This is a genomic window from Janthinobacterium sp. SUN206, assembly GCF_030587305.1.
GTDB lineage: Bacteria > Pseudomonadota > Gammaproteobacteria > Burkholderiales > Burkholderiaceae_D > Janthinobacterium > Janthinobacterium kumbetense.
In genome coordinates, this window is sequence record NZ_JAPWIB010000002.1 from 135,370 (window position 1) to 152,167 (window position 16,798).

The 16,798-nt window shown below is 64.5% G+C and carries 15 protein-coding genes; 7 read left to right on the plus strand and 8 right to left on the minus strand.

Going from position 1 to position 16,798, the window contains the following annotated elements; all coding sequences use genetic code 11:
• The first annotated feature begins 5 nt into the window (after positions 1–5).
• A complete protein-coding gene (locus O3300_RS13425; RefSeq protein WP_305053217.1) occupies positions 6–2,885 on the plus strand; it encodes an EAL domain-containing protein in 2,880 nt (959 codons plus the stop codon).
• Here O3300_RS13425 and O3300_RS13430 read toward each other — a convergent pair.
• The 5 genes from O3300_RS13430 to O3300_RS13450 form a co-directional block, all read right to left on the minus strand.
• Entirely contained in the window at positions 2,875–3,123 is a 249-nt protein-coding gene (locus O3300_RS13430; protein ID WP_099664520.1) for a hypothetical protein, read from the minus strand. The two genes, O3300_RS13425 and O3300_RS13430, sit on opposite strands and share 11 nt — an antisense overlap.
• A gap of 9 nt (positions 3,124–3,132) precedes the next feature.
• Positions 3,133–4,014: a LysR family transcriptional regulator gene (locus O3300_RS13435; RefSeq protein ID WP_099664521.1), complete on the minus strand. Its 882-nt coding sequence runs from the start codon at positions 4,012–4,014 to the stop codon at positions 3,133–3,135.
• A 91-nt stretch (positions 4,015–4,105) separates the two neighbouring features.
• Positions 4,106–4,723 carry a hemolysin III family protein gene (locus O3300_RS13440; protein WP_152282767.1) on the minus strand — a complete coding sequence of 206 codons (618 nt, stop codon included), beginning with the start codon at positions 4,721–4,723 and terminating at the stop codon, positions 4,106–4,108.
• 136 nt (positions 4,724–4,859) lie between these two features.
• Positions 4,860–6,365 (minus strand): NYN domain-containing protein, encoded by a 1,506-nt coding sequence (locus O3300_RS13445; protein WP_305053218.1) that lies wholly within the window; start codon positions 6,363–6,365, stop codon positions 4,860–4,862.
• Between the two features lie 111 nt (positions 6,366–6,476).
• Entirely contained in the window at positions 6,477–7,625 is a 1,149-nt protein-coding gene (locus O3300_RS13450) for a dienelactone hydrolase family protein (RefSeq protein WP_305053219.1), read from the minus strand.
• 207 nt (positions 7,626–7,832) lie between these two features.
• Between O3300_RS13450 and O3300_RS13455 the strand changes: the two genes are divergently transcribed.
• Positions 7,833–8,204, plus strand: a complete 372-nt coding sequence (locus O3300_RS13455; protein ID WP_099664525.1) for a flagellar basal body protein — start codon at positions 7,833–7,835, stop codon at positions 8,202–8,204.
• Between the two features lie 37 nt (positions 8,205–8,241).
• Here the strand turns inward: O3300_RS13455 and O3300_RS13460 are convergent, their stop codons facing one another.
• Positions 8,242–8,841 carry a TetR/AcrR family transcriptional regulator gene (locus O3300_RS13460; RefSeq protein ID WP_099668135.1) on the minus strand — a complete coding sequence of 200 codons (600 nt, stop codon included), beginning with the start codon at positions 8,839–8,841 and terminating at the stop codon, positions 8,242–8,244.
• A 139-nt stretch (positions 8,842–8,980) separates the two neighbouring features.
• On the opposite strand from O3300_RS13460, the gene O3300_RS13465 reads away from it, so the two are divergent.
• From O3300_RS13465 to O3300_RS13475, 3 genes are read left to right on the plus strand one after another with little or no spacing between them, the layout of a single operon-like run.
• Entirely contained in the window at positions 8,981–10,042 is a 1,062-nt protein-coding gene (locus tag O3300_RS13465; RefSeq protein ID WP_099664526.1) for a sugar phosphate isomerase/epimerase, read from the plus strand.
• 35 nt (positions 10,043–10,077) lie between these two features.
• Positions 10,078–10,944 (plus strand): alpha/beta fold hydrolase, encoded by an 867-nt coding sequence (locus O3300_RS13470; protein WP_099664527.1) that lies wholly within the window; start codon positions 10,078–10,080, stop codon positions 10,942–10,944.
• Complete coding sequence (locus O3300_RS13475) at positions 10,941–11,870, plus strand: alpha/beta hydrolase (protein ID WP_305053220.1); 930 nt, start codon at positions 10,941–10,943, stop codon at positions 11,868–11,870. Before O3300_RS13470 ends, O3300_RS13475 begins: the two co-directional genes overlap by 4 nt.
• A 51-nt stretch (positions 11,871–11,921) precedes the next feature.
• Here the strand turns inward: O3300_RS13475 and O3300_RS13480 are convergent, their stop codons facing one another.
• Entirely contained in the window at positions 11,922–12,458 is a 537-nt protein-coding gene (locus O3300_RS13480; protein WP_305053221.1) for a molybdopterin-dependent oxidoreductase, read from the minus strand.
• Between the two features lie 30 nt (positions 12,459–12,488).
• A complete protein-coding gene (locus O3300_RS13485) occupies positions 12,489–14,495 on the minus strand; it encodes a TonB-dependent siderophore receptor (RefSeq protein WP_305053222.1) in 2,007 nt (668 codons plus the stop codon).
• Positions 14,496–14,772: 277 nt separating this feature from the next.
• Between O3300_RS13485 and O3300_RS13490 the strand changes: the two genes are divergently transcribed.
• Together O3300_RS13490 and O3300_RS13495 are read left to right on the plus strand one after the other, a co-directional pair.
• Positions 14,773–15,597: an IclR family transcriptional regulator gene (locus O3300_RS13490; RefSeq protein WP_305053223.1), complete on the plus strand. Its 825-nt coding sequence runs from the start codon at positions 14,773–14,775 to the stop codon at positions 15,595–15,597.
• A 39-nt stretch (positions 15,598–15,636) separates the two neighbouring features.
• Positions 15,637–16,791, plus strand: coding sequence for an acyl-CoA dehydrogenase family protein (locus O3300_RS13495; protein ID WP_305053224.1), 1,155 nt, complete (start codon positions 15,637–15,639; stop codon positions 16,789–16,791).
• The last annotated feature ends 7 nt before the right edge of the window (positions 16,792–16,798 follow it).

Consider the following 16,798-nt stretch of genomic DNA (forward strand, 5'->3'; position numbering starts at 1 on the left):
AAACCATGCTGCGTGGCCGCCTGCCATTGTCGATTTCCGCCGCGGCCGCGCTGACCTTTGCCTGCGGCGTCAGCGTGACGGCCGTGCTGTTTGCCGCCATCAGCCAGCTCGAATACGACAAGATGGGCCTGAGCCTGCAGCAGCGCGCCGGCGCCAGGGTGGCCGCCATCGAGCAGGGACTCGACGACGCGGTCGAGGTGCTGACGACAACGAACCAGCTGTTTGCCGCCGTCGTGCCCGTCACCCGGGAACAGTTCCACGACTTCACCACGCCGCTGCTGCAACGCCATCCGTTCATCCAGGCCTTCAATTTCCACCGCATCGTGCCGCATGCGCAGCGCGCCGCATTCGAGGCCGAGTTGCGCCGCATCGTGCCCGACTACGCCATGACGGAAATGCGCGCCGGCGTCGTCGTGCCCGCGACGACGCGCGCCAGCTACCTGGTGGTCGACTACCTCGAACCCCTGCAGGGCAACCGCCCCGCCTTCGGCCTGAACGTCAGCCCGAGCGGCGTGCTGGCGCGCGCGCTGGAACAGGCGATCGTCAGCGGCCAGACCACCGCCACCGGCCTGCTGGCCCTGGCGCAAGGGCCGCAACGGGGCTTCGTCATCGTGCGCCCCGTGTACCGCCACGGCGTGCCCCTGCAAACGATACAGCAGCGGCGCGCGGCGCTGATCGGCGATACGGCCGTCATCGTGCGCGCCGGGGAACTGGTGCAGAAAATCCTCGCCGGCGCCGACCTGCTGGGCGACTCGCAGCTTGAACTCAGCGTCTACGCGGACGCCGGCGCCGACCCGCACCAATTGATCTTCCGGCATGGCCAGGCGCCTGCCGACGAACCTGGCGGTGCCTGGGAGTCGCTGCCCCGCTGGCTGCACTTTGCCTACCACAGCCATTACGACCGGGCCTTCGTTTCCGCCGGCCGGCCCTGGCATGTGCGCGTGGTGGCCCATCCGCGCCCCTTCCTGGCCGACCATCTGGGCTCCCTGTTCACCCTGATCACGGGTTTGCTGTTCAGCGTACTGACGGCCGCCTTCGTGCAATCGCTGACGCAGCGCTCGCGCCGCGTGCAATTGCTGGTGGAGCAGCGCACGGCCGACCTGAAACGCAGCAATGAGCTGCTCAGCGCCGACGTGCGGGCGCGCCAGCGCACGGAGCGCGCCTTGCAGGAAAGCGAAAAGCGCTTCCGCCGTCTGCTGGCCCTGTCTTCGGACTGGTACTGGGAACAGGACGCCAACTTCTGCTTCACCCACATCACCAGCGGTTTCACGGACAAGTCGAACATGCCGCTGGAACGCTTCATCGGCATGACGCGCTGGGACAACAACCCGGAAATGCGCAATTCGCGCTGGGGCAAGCAGCATATCGCCAACCTGGAAGCCCACCTGCCCTTTTCCAACCTCGAATATGCGATGCATGACCGCGATGGCCAGCTGCGCTGGTTCAGCATCAATGGCGAGCCGCTGTTCAACGAACTGGGCGACTTTCGCGGCTACCGGGGCACGGGGTCCGAAATCACGGAACGCAAGCTGGCCGAGCAGCAAATCCAGCACATCGCCCACCACGACGTGCTGACGGGCTTGCCCAACCGCGCCCTGCTGCGCGACCGCCTGGCGCAAGCGATGGCCCTGTCGCGCCGCAAGAACCGCGCATTATGGGTGCTGTTGATCGACCTGGACCGGTTCAAGTTCGTCAATGACAGCCTCGGTCACAAGGCGGGCGACCTGCTGCTGAAAACCATCGCCACGCGCTTGCAGTCCAGTCTGCGCGAAAGCGACACGGTGGCGCGCCTGTCCGGCGATGAATTCGTCGCCATCCTGTGCGAGCAGGCCGACGAAGTGCTCAGCGGCGCCATCGTGCAGCGCGTGATGGATGCCGTGGCGCAGCCTGTGCTATTGGATGGCAAGGAATTTTTCGTCACCTGCAGCATCGGCGTGGCCGTCTACGACATGTCGCGCTACGACGCGCCCGGCGACGTTACCCTGAATGGCGAGACGCAGAACCTGATCGAGCAGGCCGACATCGCCATGTACTGCGCCAAGAAACAGGGCCGCAACAATATCAAGTTCTACACGACGGCCATGAACCAGGCCACCCTGGAGCGCCTGCGCATCGAGACGGCGCTGCGCAACGCCCTGGAACGCGAGCAGTTCGTGCTGCATTACCAGCCGCAGGTGGACCTGGCCAGCGGGCGCATCGTCGGCGTGGAAGCGCTGCTGCGCTGGCAGCATCCGGACCTGGGCATGGTGGCGCCGCAGCGCTTCATCGCGCTGGCCGAGGATACGGGCCTGATCGTGCCGATCGGCGCCTGGGTCATGCGCGAAGCGTGCGCGCAGGTGAAACGCTGGCATGCGGCGGGACTGGACACCTTGCGCCTGGCCGTGAACCTGTCGGCGCGCCAGTTCAACGAGCCGAACCTGGTCGCGTCGATCGCCGACGTGCTGCTGGAAACAGGCTTGCCGCCCGCCTGCCTGGAACTGGAACTGACGGAAAGCCTGTTCATGCACGACGTGGCGCTGGCCGTCAGCCAGCTGCACGACATGAAGGCGCTGGGGGTGCAGCTGTCGATCGACGACTTCGGCACCGGCTATTCCAGCTTCGCCTACCTGCGCACCTTCCCCATCGACGTGCTGAAGATCGACCGCAGTTTCGTCGGCGACGTGGCGCGCGACGCGGACGACGCGGCCATCGTCGTCTCCATCATCGCCCTGGCGCACAATTTGAAGCTGCGCGTGGTGGCCGAAGGCGTGGAAACGGCGGAGCAGCTCGATTACCTGCGCCGCCATGGCTGCGACGAGGCACAGGGCTATTATTTCAGCCGGCCGCTGCCCGCCCATGAGGTGGAAGCCCTGCTGCGGGCGGAAGAATCGCACGTCATGCTGTAGGCGACGGCGGCACCCTTGCCCCGAGTTCGAGCTCGTCCCAGTCGTCGTCCAGGCCGGATTGCGCCAGCAGGGAAGCCACATCCGTGGCATGCGCCGGATCAATGTCCTGCTCCGGATGCGGCCACACGAAATCGCATTCCGTGCAGACGATCACCTGCTGGCCCGTCTTGCGGACCGTGGCGTGCACCAGGTCGCCATATTCGTCGCAGGTGGGGCATTGCATGCCATGTGCGCTCATGTCCGGGCCTTACAGTTTCTGTTGCAGGAATTCGAGGAAGCAGCTGATGCGCTGCGCCAGCTGCGTGTTGCGGTAGTAGACGGCGTGGATCTGCTGGCGGTAGCCCGTGTAAAACGGCTGCAGCACCCGCACCAGCCGGCCGGCAGCGATGTCGTCCTTCGTCATGAAGTCGGACAGGCAGACGATGCCCTGGTCGTGCAACGCCAGCTGGCGCAGGGTTTCGCCGCTGGACGCGGCCAGCGCCGGCACGATCTGCAGGCTGTTGCCCGCTTCGTGGCGCAGCGGCCAGTTATTCCCCAGCTCATATTGCGCAAAACCCAGCAGCGCATGGCCGGACAGCGCTTCCGGCGTGGCGGGTTCGCCGTGACGCGCCAGGTAGGCGGGCGTGGCCAGCACGTGCAGCGGGCTGGCGCTGAGCGGGCGCGCATGCAGGGTCGAATCGACCAGGGCGCCGATGCGGATGGCGATATCGGTGCGGTGCTCGAGCAGGTCGGCGATCTGGTCGTTGCTGGTCAGCTCCAGGCGGATGTCCGGGTACATGGCGCGAAATTCCGCCACGTGGGGCACAACGCAATGGAGCATGAAGGGCGAGGCGGCATCGACGGACAGCCGCCCGGCCGGCTTCTGGCGGCGGATGCGGATCGATTCCTCCACGTCTTCCATCGACGCGAGGATGGCGCGCGCCTTGTCCAGGAACAGCTGTCCCTCTTCCGTCAGCTCCATGCGGCGCGTGGTGCGCGTCAGCAGCGAGGTGGCCAGCTTGTCTTCCAGGCGCGACAGGGCGCGGCTGACGCCCGAGGTGGTTTGTCCCAGGTGCACGGCGGCCGCGCTCAGGGTGCCGCTGTCGATGACGGTGACGAAGATTTTCAGGTCGTCCGAATTGATATCCATTGTTGCCTTATTATTGCCGCATTGTTGCGCTATTTTCACATATCGCGCCATTATAATGGAATCATGGCAACAGTGATGGCAAGGGATAACGTCAGGCAACGTAGAACAAAATGGCGATAAAATGACAGCTACTGCCGGCCAGCACGAACAGGTGCCAGATGCCGTGGCCATGGCGCAGCTTGTGGTCGGTGGCATAGAAAGCGATGCCGCCCGTGTAGCACAGCCCGCCTGCTACCAGCCACAGGAAGCCGTTCCACTCGAGCGCCGCCAGCAGCGGCTTGATGCCGATGACGATCAGCCAGCCCATGGCCACGTAAATCACCAGCGACAGGATGCGCGCGCCTTTCGCGTACACGTATTCCTGCACGATGCCCAGCAAGGCCAGGCCCCAGACGACGCCGAACAGCGACCAGCCCCACGGCCCGCGCAGGGTCACCAGCATGAAGGGCGTGTAGGTGCCCGCGATGAGCAGGTAGATGGCGCAGTGGTCGAGCCGCTGCAGCACGGCCTTGGCCTTGCCGCGCACGCTGTGGTACAGGGTGGAAGTGAGGTAGAGCGTGAGCAGCATGGCCGCATACACGCTGCAGCTGACGATTTTCCAGGGATCGCCCGTGCGGGCCGCCGCGACGATCAGGATGACGCCGCCGATGGCCGCCAGCGCGGCGCCCACCGTATGGGAAATGCTGTTGAACCGTTCACCGTGGTACATGCTTGACCGCCCGCCGCGTTAAAAACAGGCTCATCGTACACGCTTGGGGAGATCGGGGTGCGCGGTTTGCGCAAGGCAGGGACCGGAAAAGCGGGGGCGCATGCGATTGCCGCCCCGCTTGTTGCCGCTCAGGCTATCAGGCAGCTTCCGCCTTCTTGCGCGCAGGACGGCGCGCCGGCGCCTTGCGCGGCGCCTTGGCTGGCTTGTCTTCCGCCACGACAGCCACTTCCACCGGCGCCGCTGCAACGACAGGCGCAGCTTCCACCACAGCTTCTGCCGCCTTCTTGGCCGGTTTCTTCGCCGCAGCCGCCTTGCGGGCCGGCGTGCGCGGCTTGGCCTTTGGCTTGGCTTCGGCGGCGGCTTCCACCGGTACTTCGGCTACCGGCTCAGGCGCAGGCACGGCTTCCACCACCGGCGCCACGTCGACGGCGACGACTTCGGCGCGCGCTTCGCGGGCGCCATCGCCATTCTTGCGGCCACCACGGCCATTGCGGCGCGAACCGCGCTTGGCGTTGCCCTCTTCTGCAACCACCTCGGCCACCGCTTCGGCGGCGGCTTCGGCCACTTCGTGCTGCACTTCCGGCTGCGGCGCCGGCGCATACTGCTCGATGACGACGGCTTCGGCGTCGGCCACCGGCACGAAGGCCTGTGGCGCGGACTCGCCGCGGCGTTGCTCGTTCTGCTTGCGGCCGCCACGGCCATTGCGGCGCGAATCGCGGCGGCTGCCGCCTTCGCGGTGATTGCCCTCTTCCGCCGTCACGCCGGTCTCGCCGCCGGCCTCGTTGGCTGTATCCGCGTTCACGGCGGCCGGCACGGCCACCAGGCCGCTGCTGCGGTAGACATAGGCGCCCGATTTTTCATCGCGGCCAAATTCCAGCAAGCCGCGCGTCTGCGCTTCTTCCAGCAAGTTGCCGAAGGTGCGGAAGCCGTAATACGACTCGCTGAAATCGGGCTTGCGGCGCTTGATCGCTTCCTTCAGCATCGAGGCCCAGATCTTGCCGCTGTCGCCACGCTCGGACACCAGCGCGTCGAAGGTCTCGACGGCCATTTCGATCGCTTCCGTCTTGCGCGATTCGTACTTTTCCTTGCGGCGCACTTCTTCGTCGGGCGAACGCTTGGCGGCCGGGGTTTCGCGCGCGTCGCGCTTGGCGGCCGTGCGGCGGCTTTCGCGCACCAGGTCATCGTAGAAAATGAATTCGTCGCAGTTGGCCACCAGCAGGTCGGAAGTCGACTGCTTGACGCCCACGCCGATCACCTGCTTGGCGTTTTCGCGCAGTTTCGACACGAGCGGCGAAAAGTCGGAATCGCCGCTGATGATGACGAAGGTATTCACGTGGGCCTTGGTGTAGCACAGGTCCAGCGCATCGACCACCAGGCGGATGTCGGCCGAATTCTTGCCGGACTGGCGCACATGGGGAATTTCGATCAGCTCGAAGTTCGCCTCATGCATGGTGCCCTTGAAACTTTTATAACGGTCCCAGTCGCAATATGCCTTCTTGACAACGATGCTGCCCTTCAGCAGCAAGCGTTCAAGGATGGGCTTGATATCGAATTTTTCGTAATTTGCATCTCGCACGCCGAGCGCGACGTTCTCGAAGTCGCAAAACACGGCCATGCTGAGGTTTTCTGGGGATGACGCCATAAGGGTGAATTCTCGCTGATGATAAGGGCGGACGGGAAGCGCAACGCCTCCCTTTTCGCCTAGTATATTCGCCCATCCCCCGTTTCGGCGACAACTATCGTGCGCGGCGGCCTATTGCGCGCCGCCGGCGGCGCTTGCGCTGGCGCCGGCGAGCGGCCAAACGACGCTTTCATCGACCGAATACAGCTGGCACGGCAGGCTGCTGCGCCGCTGGCACGAGGCCAGCGCGCGCACATCGGGACTTTCGCCCTCCTCGGCCCAGCCCCAGGCGCCGCTGGCCGACAGGGCAAAGGCGCGCGGCGCGGTTTTCTCCAGGAAGACGCGGTAGGCGGCGCGCCCCTGCTCTTCCAGGTAGGGCACGGCGGCGATATCGTCCTGCAGCGCGAAATGCGTGGCGGGCGGCGACGGCGCCTCGGCCACGCGGTAGACCTGCCGCACCGGCATGCCGACTTTCTGCAGGAAGCGCTCGGTGGCGGGCAGCCACACGGCCACGCCGTCGCGGCTGCCCAGGGTCAGGTGCGCGTCGCGCTTGAACGGGCCATAGGCGAGCAATTGCGCCCGGCCGCCCGAACCGGTAAAGGAATTGAACAGCCGCCGCACCAGCGCCGGCGAAAAATACGAGTCATTCGCGCCATACAGCCACAGGCTGGGGATGTGGTTGTAGGCGCCCAGGGTGGCGAAGGACTTGGCCAGCGCCCCTTGCCAGTCGCAGCCGGGCATGTCGACGCGCAGGCCGCCGGAAAAATTGAGCACGCCCCGCACGCCGGGCAGCACCCGGGTGGCCAGCGCCAGCGCCGCCATGCCGCCATACGACTGGCCCGCGACGACGATGCGTTCCTGGTCGACCCAGCTCTGGCGCCGCGCATACGCGAGCGCGGCCAGCACGTCGCGCGCCTGGCCCTGGGCGTTGCCCAGCATGTCGCAGCCGAAATCGCGGTAGGCACCCGTGGAGCGCGCAAAACCGGCGCGCATGGGCAGCATCACCGCATAGCCGCGGCGCACGAATTCGGCGGCCATATAGATGAAGCGCTCGCGCGCCTGCAGTTTCGCCGGCCCGGCCTGCTTGCCGTGATTCATCAGCAACAGGGGAAACGGGCCGGGGCCGGCGGGACGGAACACCGTCGTCTCCAATGTCTCGCGCAAGCCGTCGCCGGCCGGCACCATGATGACCTGCTCGTTCAAGCGCGCATCGAGCGGCAGTGAGGCAGAAGCAGGCTGAGCTTGCAGGGTCAGGCAAGGCCAGCTGAGCAGCAAAGCCAAGCAAAGGCGGCGTACGAGGGGAGAAATGGCAGGCTCCATGCGAGATTTCCCAGCCAGTCTAGGCAGTGAAAGGGCGCAGGACAATATTAAAACATTATGGATGGGTAACTTTTTTTGCAGTCATCGACGGCGCGGAAAAATGTTGCCTTGCACCAACCACATAGCGCCTGCATGGGAGTAAACTAGGAGCCTTCTGAAGGAGTTGCCATGTCCATATCCGCCCTCACCACCGGTACCTCGGGGCTGACCGCCAACCAGCGCGCGCTGGATGTGGCCGCCAACAATATCGCCAATGCGAATACCCAGGGCTTCCAGCCGCAACAAGCCGAGTTCCAGGAAGCCAGCCCGGCCGGCACGGGCGTCACCCTCTCCGTCGAAGGACGCAAGCTGGCCGCCGGCGAAAGCGTCAGCGGCGCCAATGCGAATGCGGCCAAGGCGGCCGAAAGCCGGCCGAACGGCGTCGGCCTGGCGTCAGAACTGACGGATAACCTCGTCTACAAGGCCGGTTTTAATTTGTCGGCGAATGTCGTCAAGGCGGCCGACCAGGCCCTGGGCAGCCTGATCGACGTCAAGACCTGAGGCAGCAAACATCCACGGCGACTATCGGCAAGATAGTCTAATTTTTCATTTCCAGCGCCAAGGGCGCCATCGCCGGTTGAATCAGCGCCAGCAGCCGTTCGGCGGGAATGCCGTCGCGCGCCTGCACCGACAAGCCATGCAGCAGCGCCGCATAATAGTCGCCCAGCGCCTGCACGTCCGCTTCCTCTTTCAATTCTCCCGCCAACTGCGCCGCGCGCAGGCGCTCGATGACGGCCTGCGTGCGTGCGCGGCGGTGCTGCGCCAGCCAGTCGGCGATGCCCGCGTTGTCCGCGCTCGTATTCGTGGCGGCCGTGACCACCATGCAGCCCTGCGGCTGGCCGCTGCGCGTATACAGCAGCACGGCTTCTTCCAGCATGCGCGCCACGGCGTCGCGCACATTCAGGCTGGCCGCCAGCGCATGCACGGCAAACGCGCCCTCGCCCGTTTCATACAGTTCCACGGCTTCGCGGAACAGCTGCTCCTTCGAGCCGAACGCCGCATAGATGCGCGCCGAGGCGATGCCCAGCGCCGCCACCAGGTCGGCCATCGATACGCCTTCATAGCCGCGCGTCCAGAACGCGTCGCGCGCTTTTGCCAGCGCCAGCGCGCGGTCAAATTCCCTCGGTCTTCCTGCCATTTTCATCCTCTGCTTGCAAACTGGCGGCCAGTATAACGCTTGCAAGCCACACCGATTCCGCATTTATTTTGCATCACGGCCTTGACCGCGCAGAAAATTTCGCTTATTCTTTGTCGATCGACAAACAATAGGAGCCGATATGAAAACCATCCAAGGACCAAGCCTGCACCTGGCACAATTCGCCGCCGATACGGCGCCCTTCAACACCCTGCCCGCCATCGCCGAGTGGGCGGCCGGCATGGGCTTCAAGGCCCTGCAGATTCCCGCTTGGGATGCACGCCTGTTCGACGTGGCGCAAGCGGCCCACAGCCAGCAATACTGCGATGACCTCGTCGCCATGCTGGCCAGCCATGGCCTGGTCATCAGCGAACTGACGACACACATCCTCGGCCAGCTGGTCGCCGTGCACCCGGCCTACGACGCGCTGTGCGACAGCTTTGCGCCGGCACACCTGCACGGCCAGCCGGCGGCGCGCACCGAGTGGGCCATCGAGCAAGTGAAACTGGCGGCCATGGCCTCGAAGCGCCTGGGCCTGACCGACATGGGCACGTTCTCCGGCTCGTTCGCCTGGCCCTACCTGTTCCCGTTCCCGCAGCGCCCACCCGGCCTGATCGAGGCGGCCTTCGACGAACTGGCGCGCCGCTGGCTGCCCATCCTCGACGTGTGCGAAGAACAGGGCATCAACCTGTGCTACGAAATCCACCCGAGCGAAGACCTGCATGACGGCATCAGCTTCGAGATGTTCTACGAGCGCGTGGGCCGCCACCCGCGCTGCAAGATGCTGTTCGATCCGAGCCACTTCGTGCTGCAGCAATTGAACTACCTGGAATTCATCGACATCTACAAGGACCATATCCGCATGTTCCATGTGAAGGACGCGGAATTCAATCCGACGGGACGGCAAGGCATCTACGGCGGCTACCAGTCGTGGGAAAACCGCGCCGGACGTTTCCGCTCGCTGGGCGACGGCCAGGTCGATTTCAAGGCGATCTTCTCGAAGATGGCGCAGAACGACTACGCGGGCTGGGCCACGCTGGAATGGGAATGCTGCCTGAAGGACCAGGAAGTGGGTGCGCGTGAAGGCGTGGCCTTCATCAATGCCCACATCATTCCCGTGACCGACAAGATCTTCGACGACTTCGCCGGCGCCCCCGTCAGCGCGCAGCAGATCAATACCCTGCTCGGCATCACGCACAACTAATCAACTAATTAACTGAATCAATACAAGGACTTGCCATGCATCAGAATAAAGACAGCTACACCCACGACTATGTGCGCATTGACGGCCAGCGTCTGCATTGCGTCATCGCCGGCGAAGGCAAACCCGTGCTGCTGATCCCCGGCTGGCCGCAAACCTGGTACGCCTGGCGCCATGTGATGGCGGCCCTGGCCGCCCAGGGCTACCAGGCGATCGCCATCGATCCGCCCGGCAGCGGCCACTCGGAACGTCCGGCCGGCGGCTACGACACGGGCGCCGTTGCCGCCACCCTGCACCGCGCCATGCTGGCCCTGGGCCATGCGCAGTACGATGTCGTCGGCCACGACATCGGCATGTGGGTCGGCTATGCGCTGGCCAGCGACTTCCCGCAGGCCGTGACGAAACTGGCGCTGACGGAAGCCGTCATTCCCGGCCTGGCGCCCGCGCCGCCGATTTTTGTCGCGCCGTCCGACAATATCTTCCTGTGGCACTTCATGTTCAACCAGGTGCTGGACTTGCCCGAGATGCTCACGGCCGGCAAGGAGCGCGAATACATCCGCTTCATCCTGGACCGCTGGTCGTACCGCCGCGACAAGGTGGCCGTCGACGTGTATGCGGACGCCTATGCCACGCCGGGCGCCCTGCGCGCCGGCTTCGCCTACTACCGCGCCATTCCGGAAACCATCCGGCAGAACCTGGAGCGGGCGAAAAAGAGCCTGGCCATGCCCGTGCTGGCCATCGGCGCCGACCATGCGACGAATGACGCGCCATTGCTGACCATGCAGGGCAAGGCGGACATCTTGAAAGGCGCCATCGTCGCCGAATGCGGCCACTTCATCATGGAAGAACAGCCGGAAGCGTTCATCGCCCACCTGCTGCCGTTCCTGGCCGGAGAAGCCGCATGAGCCTCGATCCGCTGATCGCCGCCTGGCTGGAACAGACAAGGGATGCGCCGCCGCCCGCCTCGCTGGCGGACTTGCGGGCCGCCACGGAAACGGGGCTGCGACTGCTGCACGGGCCGCTGGCAGACGTCGCCTCGATCAAGGATTACGTGCTGCCTGGCGAGCACGCGCTGACCGTGCGCGCCTACGTGCCCGCCGGCGCGGACACAAGCAAGCCCCTGCCGGCCATCGTCTTTGCGCATGGGGGCGGCTGGTGCCTGTGCTCGCTGGACCTGTACGACAATCCGTGCCGCGCACTGGCCAACGCCACCGGCTGCGTGATCTTTTCCGTCGACTACCGGCTGGCTCCCGAGCACAAGTTCCCCGTGCCGCTGAACGACTTTTACCGGGCAGTCTGCTGGGTGGCGGACCATGCCGAGGCGCTCGGCATCGATGCGAAGCGGCTGGCCGTGGGCGGCGACAGCGCGGGCGGCAACCTGGCGGCGGCCGCGGCCCTGATGGCGCGCGACCAGGCTGGTCCTGCGCTGGCGCACCAGCTGCTGCTGTACCCGGCGCTCGATTTCGCCTTCGACACGCCGTCCTACCAGCGCTATGCGGAAGGCCATTCGCTGACGCGGGAAGCCATGCGCTTTTGCTGGTCGGCCTATCTGAACGAGCCGGCTGAAGGCGCGCAGCCCTATGCGGCGCCCCTGCGGGCAACGTCGCTGAAGGACTTGCCGCCGGCGACCGTGCTGGTGTGCGAGTACGACCCGCTGCATGACGAAGGCGAGGCCTATGCGCGGTATTTACGCGACGACGGCGTGGCGGCGCAATGCATGCAGCTCGACGGCATGATCCATGCGTCGATCCACATGCTGGGCTTGACGCCAGCGGCGCGCGGCCTGTTCGACGTGGCGGGCCAGGCCATGCGGCAAGCGCTGGCGGCATAAAAAAACGCGCCGGGGATGGCTCCACGGCGCGTTTTTTCCATCAGCTTATCGTCACTCCACCAGCTTTCGCACCTCGATGCCGTTCAGCCACTTCACGTGGCGCGGTCCCGTGCGGATGTCTTTTGCCGAAATGAGGGCGATTTCGCCATCGTTGTCGTCGAGCGCCTTGCCGTTTTTTTCGTAGTAGACGATCACGCCCTCGCCGGCCGGCGCGTTATACAGCTCGCCCCAGGAAAACACCACCGCATAGCCGTCGGTGGCCGTGGCGATGATGGCGAGCTTCTTGACATCGTTGTGGCCCGGCGCATCGAGCACCGCCTTGTCCAGAATATCGCGCAGGAGCACGCCCTTGTAGCTGGTGATGGTTTCGGCCTTGTCTCCGTTATGGCGCGTGACGGCGATTTTCCCACCGTTGGCCGGCGGCAGCTGGCGCAGGTCGGCCACTTTCAGGGTCAAGGGCCTTTCCACCATGCCCGTCACGGTCAGCGCGTGGCTCATATTGTCGCGCGCCGGCGCCGGGTCTGCCCACGCGGGCGCCGCCGCCAGCAGCGCCGCCGAAACGAAGCTTGTCAGTATTGTCTTCAACATGCTGTGTCCTTTCATTGAACAGTCAAAAAATCAGAATTGGTACTGCGCATTGACCAGCCAGGTGCGTCCCGCGCTGGGAAAACCGTCGGCCAGCGCGTAATTGCGGTCGCCCAGGTTCGCCACGCCCGCTTCCAGGGTCAAGGCCGGCAAGGGACGGTACACAGCCTTCAGGTTCACGGTCGTAAAGCCGCCGAGTTCCAGGGTGTTCGAGACCCAGCGCCCGCTGTTCGATTCGGCGATGGCCACCACATCGACCTGGCGCGCCGCATGCAGCACGGCGTGCGCCGTCAGCTTGTGGCGTGGCACGTCCGTCAGGCGCGTGGCGCGGTCGCTGACGTTCTTCATGTCCGTGTAGGTGTAATTGCCGCCGAAATCCAGCCAGGCGCCGGCGCTGCCGCGCAAGCCAAGTTCCACGCCGCTGATGTGCGCCCTGCCCGCGTTGCGCATCTGCGAGCGCACGCCCGAGACATTCGCCACGCTCTGGATCTTGTCCTTCACGTCGCTGTAGAACAGCGCCGCTTCCACCTTGGCGCCCTGCACGTTTCCTTGATACCCCAGCTCATAATTCATCGCCTCTTCCGCGCGCAGGGCCGGGTTTTCGATATACGTGCCCAGGCGCTGCGAGTAGCGGTCCTTCAGGGTCGGCAGGCGCGACTTGCGCGCCACGGTGGCGTACACGCGCGCATCGGCGCCGACCTTGCGGAACAGTCCCGCCTGCAGGTCCGTGGCCGATTGATTGGCTGGCAAGGTGTAGGCATTGCCGGCGCTGTAGACAGTGTCCGGGCGCAGCTCATTGCGCGAGACGCCCAGCGACAGTTCCGTCGCCGCATCGAGGGCGATGCTGTCTTCCGCGCCCAGGGTCCACAAGGCATCCTTGTACCAGGTGGTGCGCACGCCTTTTGCATCGAGTTCCTGGTGTTCGTCGGCCTTGTAGCTGGCCACAAAACGCAGGCTGTGCGCGGCCAGGCGGAACGATTCGAGTTCCACCGCGCCGCCATTCGTACGGTCGTTATAGATGCTGCGCCCGCCGCTGACGCTACCCTGGCCGCTGGTTTTCAGGGTCGTGTAGCTGCCGTTCGTGTAGGAGGTGATTTCATTGTCGTAGCTGTCGTGGTACAGGCGCAGTTTCAGACGTTCGGCTTCGCCCAGGCGCGTCTGCGAGACGAAGTACACGCTTTCCTTGTTCCAGTACGGCCATTGCCAGTAGCGCGCGCCCACGGGATTGGTCGATGGCGGCTGGCCCTTTTCACCATGCTGCTTGTAGTAGCTCAATGCATACTCGTCGCCCGCCTGCGCGCCATCGGGCGTGTAGCCCACCTTGAACGACAGTTTATGATCCTTGCGGTAGGAATTGTTGCGCATGCCGCCGTCTTCCGTGGCCGTGGGGCGGAAGTCCGACGACATGGGAAAACCGTCGCTGTCGATATACGACACGCCCGCCTGAAGATACCACAGGCCCTGGTTGGTGCCCACGTTGGCCGACACCTGGCGCTCGCTGCCCGAGCCGAAACCGATGGACGTATCGCCTTCCATCCGCGCGGACGGCTTGCGCGACACCAGGTTGATAGCGCCGCCCAGGGTATTGGCACCATACGCCACGGAACTGTAGCCCTTGGCCACCTGGATGGCGGCCAGGTCGCTGGTGGTGAAGCGGTTGAAATCGACATAGCCGTCGTACGGCACGTAGACGGGAATGCCGTCGATGTACAGTGGCACCTGGCGCGCATCGAAGCCGCGGATGGCGACGGTTTTTTCATTGCGCGAATTGGTCGACAGCGACACGCCGGACAGCAGATTCAATGCGTCACCCACATTGTCGCGGTTAAAGCGGCGCATCTCGGCGCGGCTCACTTGCGCGCCCACCTGCTGTTCCATTTGGCCTGCCTGCTCGCGCTGGCCGATCACCGTCACCGTGCCCAGCACGAACGGCGCCGCCGCATCCACGCCATCGTTGCCCGCCGTTTGCTGCGCCTGCGCCATCTGTGCCATCTGCGCCAGCGCCAGCATCACGGCGCCTGCCATTACCTGTTTCAACATCGTTTCGATCTTTCCACTCTCGTTATATATCGTCTTATATAGCGATACTCAAAAAAGCGGCCACGCATGCGGTGGCCGTCACCCAACAGCGCAATATACAGACGTATATAGCGATGCTCAAGCGACAAGACCAAAAGCACGCGCGCAGGTCAATTTTTCACGCTTTTTTCATGCACCGCAGCATTTCGCTGTGCGAACGAATGTTTCACAAAACGGTTGACATGCCAGATTCGGCTAGGCAAACTGATTTCCAGGGAGCCTGAAAATGAATGCAAATATGACAAATATTCAGACCGCAGCAGATCCGGAACTCATCGTCTTCAGCGATGACGAGGAAGGCAAGGACCGCCAGTTCGTCAACGCGCTGGCGCGCGGGCTGGAAGTGCTGCGCTGCTTCCGTCCCGGCGAAGTGTTCCTGTCGAACGCCGAGATGGCCAAGCGCACGGGCATCCCGAAACCGACGATTTCACGCCTCACCTATACCCTCACCAAACTGGGCTACCTGAATTACTCGGACAGCCTGGGCAAGTACCAGCTGGGCGCCGGCGTGCTGGCCCTCGGTTACCGCATGCTGTCGAACCTCGACGTGCGCAAGATGGCGCGCCCGCTGATGGAAGAACTGGCCGAACATGCGCAAGCGTCCGTCTCGCTGGGCACGCGCGACCGCCTCAGCATGGTGTACGTGGAAACGTGCCGCAGCAGCGCCAACGTCACCCTGCGCCTCGACGTCGGTTCGCGCATCCCCCTGATGACGACGGCCATGGGCAAGGCCCTGCTGTGCATCCTGCCGCAGGCCGAACGCGACTACCTGATGGATCACGCCAGGGTGCACGAGACGGAACGCTGGCCGCGCATCAAGGCCGGCATCGAACAAGGCTTCAAGGATTACCAGGACCGGGGCTTTTGCATCTCGGCCGGCGAATGGCAGAACGACGTGCATGCCGTGGGCGTGCCCATGCTGGGTGCCGACGGCGAGCAGGTGATGGCCTTCAATTGCGGCGGCCCCGCCTTTTTGCTGTCGCGTGAAAAACTCGAATCCGACCTGGGACCGCGCCTGGTCGCCCTGGTCAAGACAGTGGAAAAAAACCTGGGCCGCGGTTAGACTGCGCGCCCCCTCTTAATTACAGTACCGAGGACCCCGATGATACGCGACGAAGAAACCCTGAACATCCTGCTCGACAGCATCGCCCGTTTCGTGCGCGAAGTGCTGGTGCCGAACGAGGCGCTGGTGGCCGAAACGGACACGATCCCGCCCGCCATCGTGGCGCAGATGCGCGAACTGGGCCTGTTCGGCCTGTCGATCCCGGAAGCCTACGGCGGCCTGGAACTGAGCATGGAAGAGGAAGTACGCGTGGCCTTCGAGATCGCCCGCACCTCGCCCGCCTTCCGCTCGCTGATCGGCACGAACAACGGCATCGGCTCACAAGGCATCGTTATCGACGGCACGGAAGCGCAAAAACAATACTATCTGCCCAAGCTGGCGGCCGGCGAGATCATCGGCTCGTTCGCCCTGACGGAAGCGGGATCGGGGTCGGATGCGGCATCCCTGCGCACGACGGCCGTGCGCGATGGCGACTTCTATATCCTCAACGGCAGCAAGCGCTATATCACCAACGCGCCCGAAGCGAGCATCTTTACCGTCATGGCCCGCACGGACCCCGTCAAGCGGGGCGCCTCGGCCATTTCCGCCTTCATCGTGGAAAAGGATACGCCCGGCCTCTCGCTGGGCAAGATCGATAAAAAGATGGGCCAGCAAGGCGCGCATACCTGCGACGTGATCTTCGAGAACTGCCGCGTCCCTGCCGCAAATATCATCGGCGGCAAGGAAGGCGTGGGCTTCAAGACGGCCATGAAAGTGCTCGACAAGGGCCGGCTGCACATCGCCGCCGTCTGCGTGGGCGCGGCCGAACGCATGCTGGCCGACGCCCTGGCGTATGCGATGGAGCGCCAGCAGTTCGGACAGCCCATCGCCGAATTCCAGCTGATCCAGGCCATGCTGGCCGATAGCAAGGTGGAAATCTACGCGGCGCGCAGCATGGTGCTCGACGCGGCGCGCCGGCGCGACAACAAGGAAGACATTTCGACGGAAGCGTCGTGCTGCAAGCTGTTCGCCTCCGAAATGTGCGGCCGCGTGGCCGACCGCTCCGTGCAGATCCACGGCGGCGCCGGCTATATCAGCGAATACGCGGCCGAACGCTTCTACCGCGACGTGCGCCTGTTCCGCATCTATGAAGGCACGACGCAGATCCAGCAGATCGTCATCGCCCGCAACATGATCAAGGCAGCGCAAAAGTGAAGGAGGC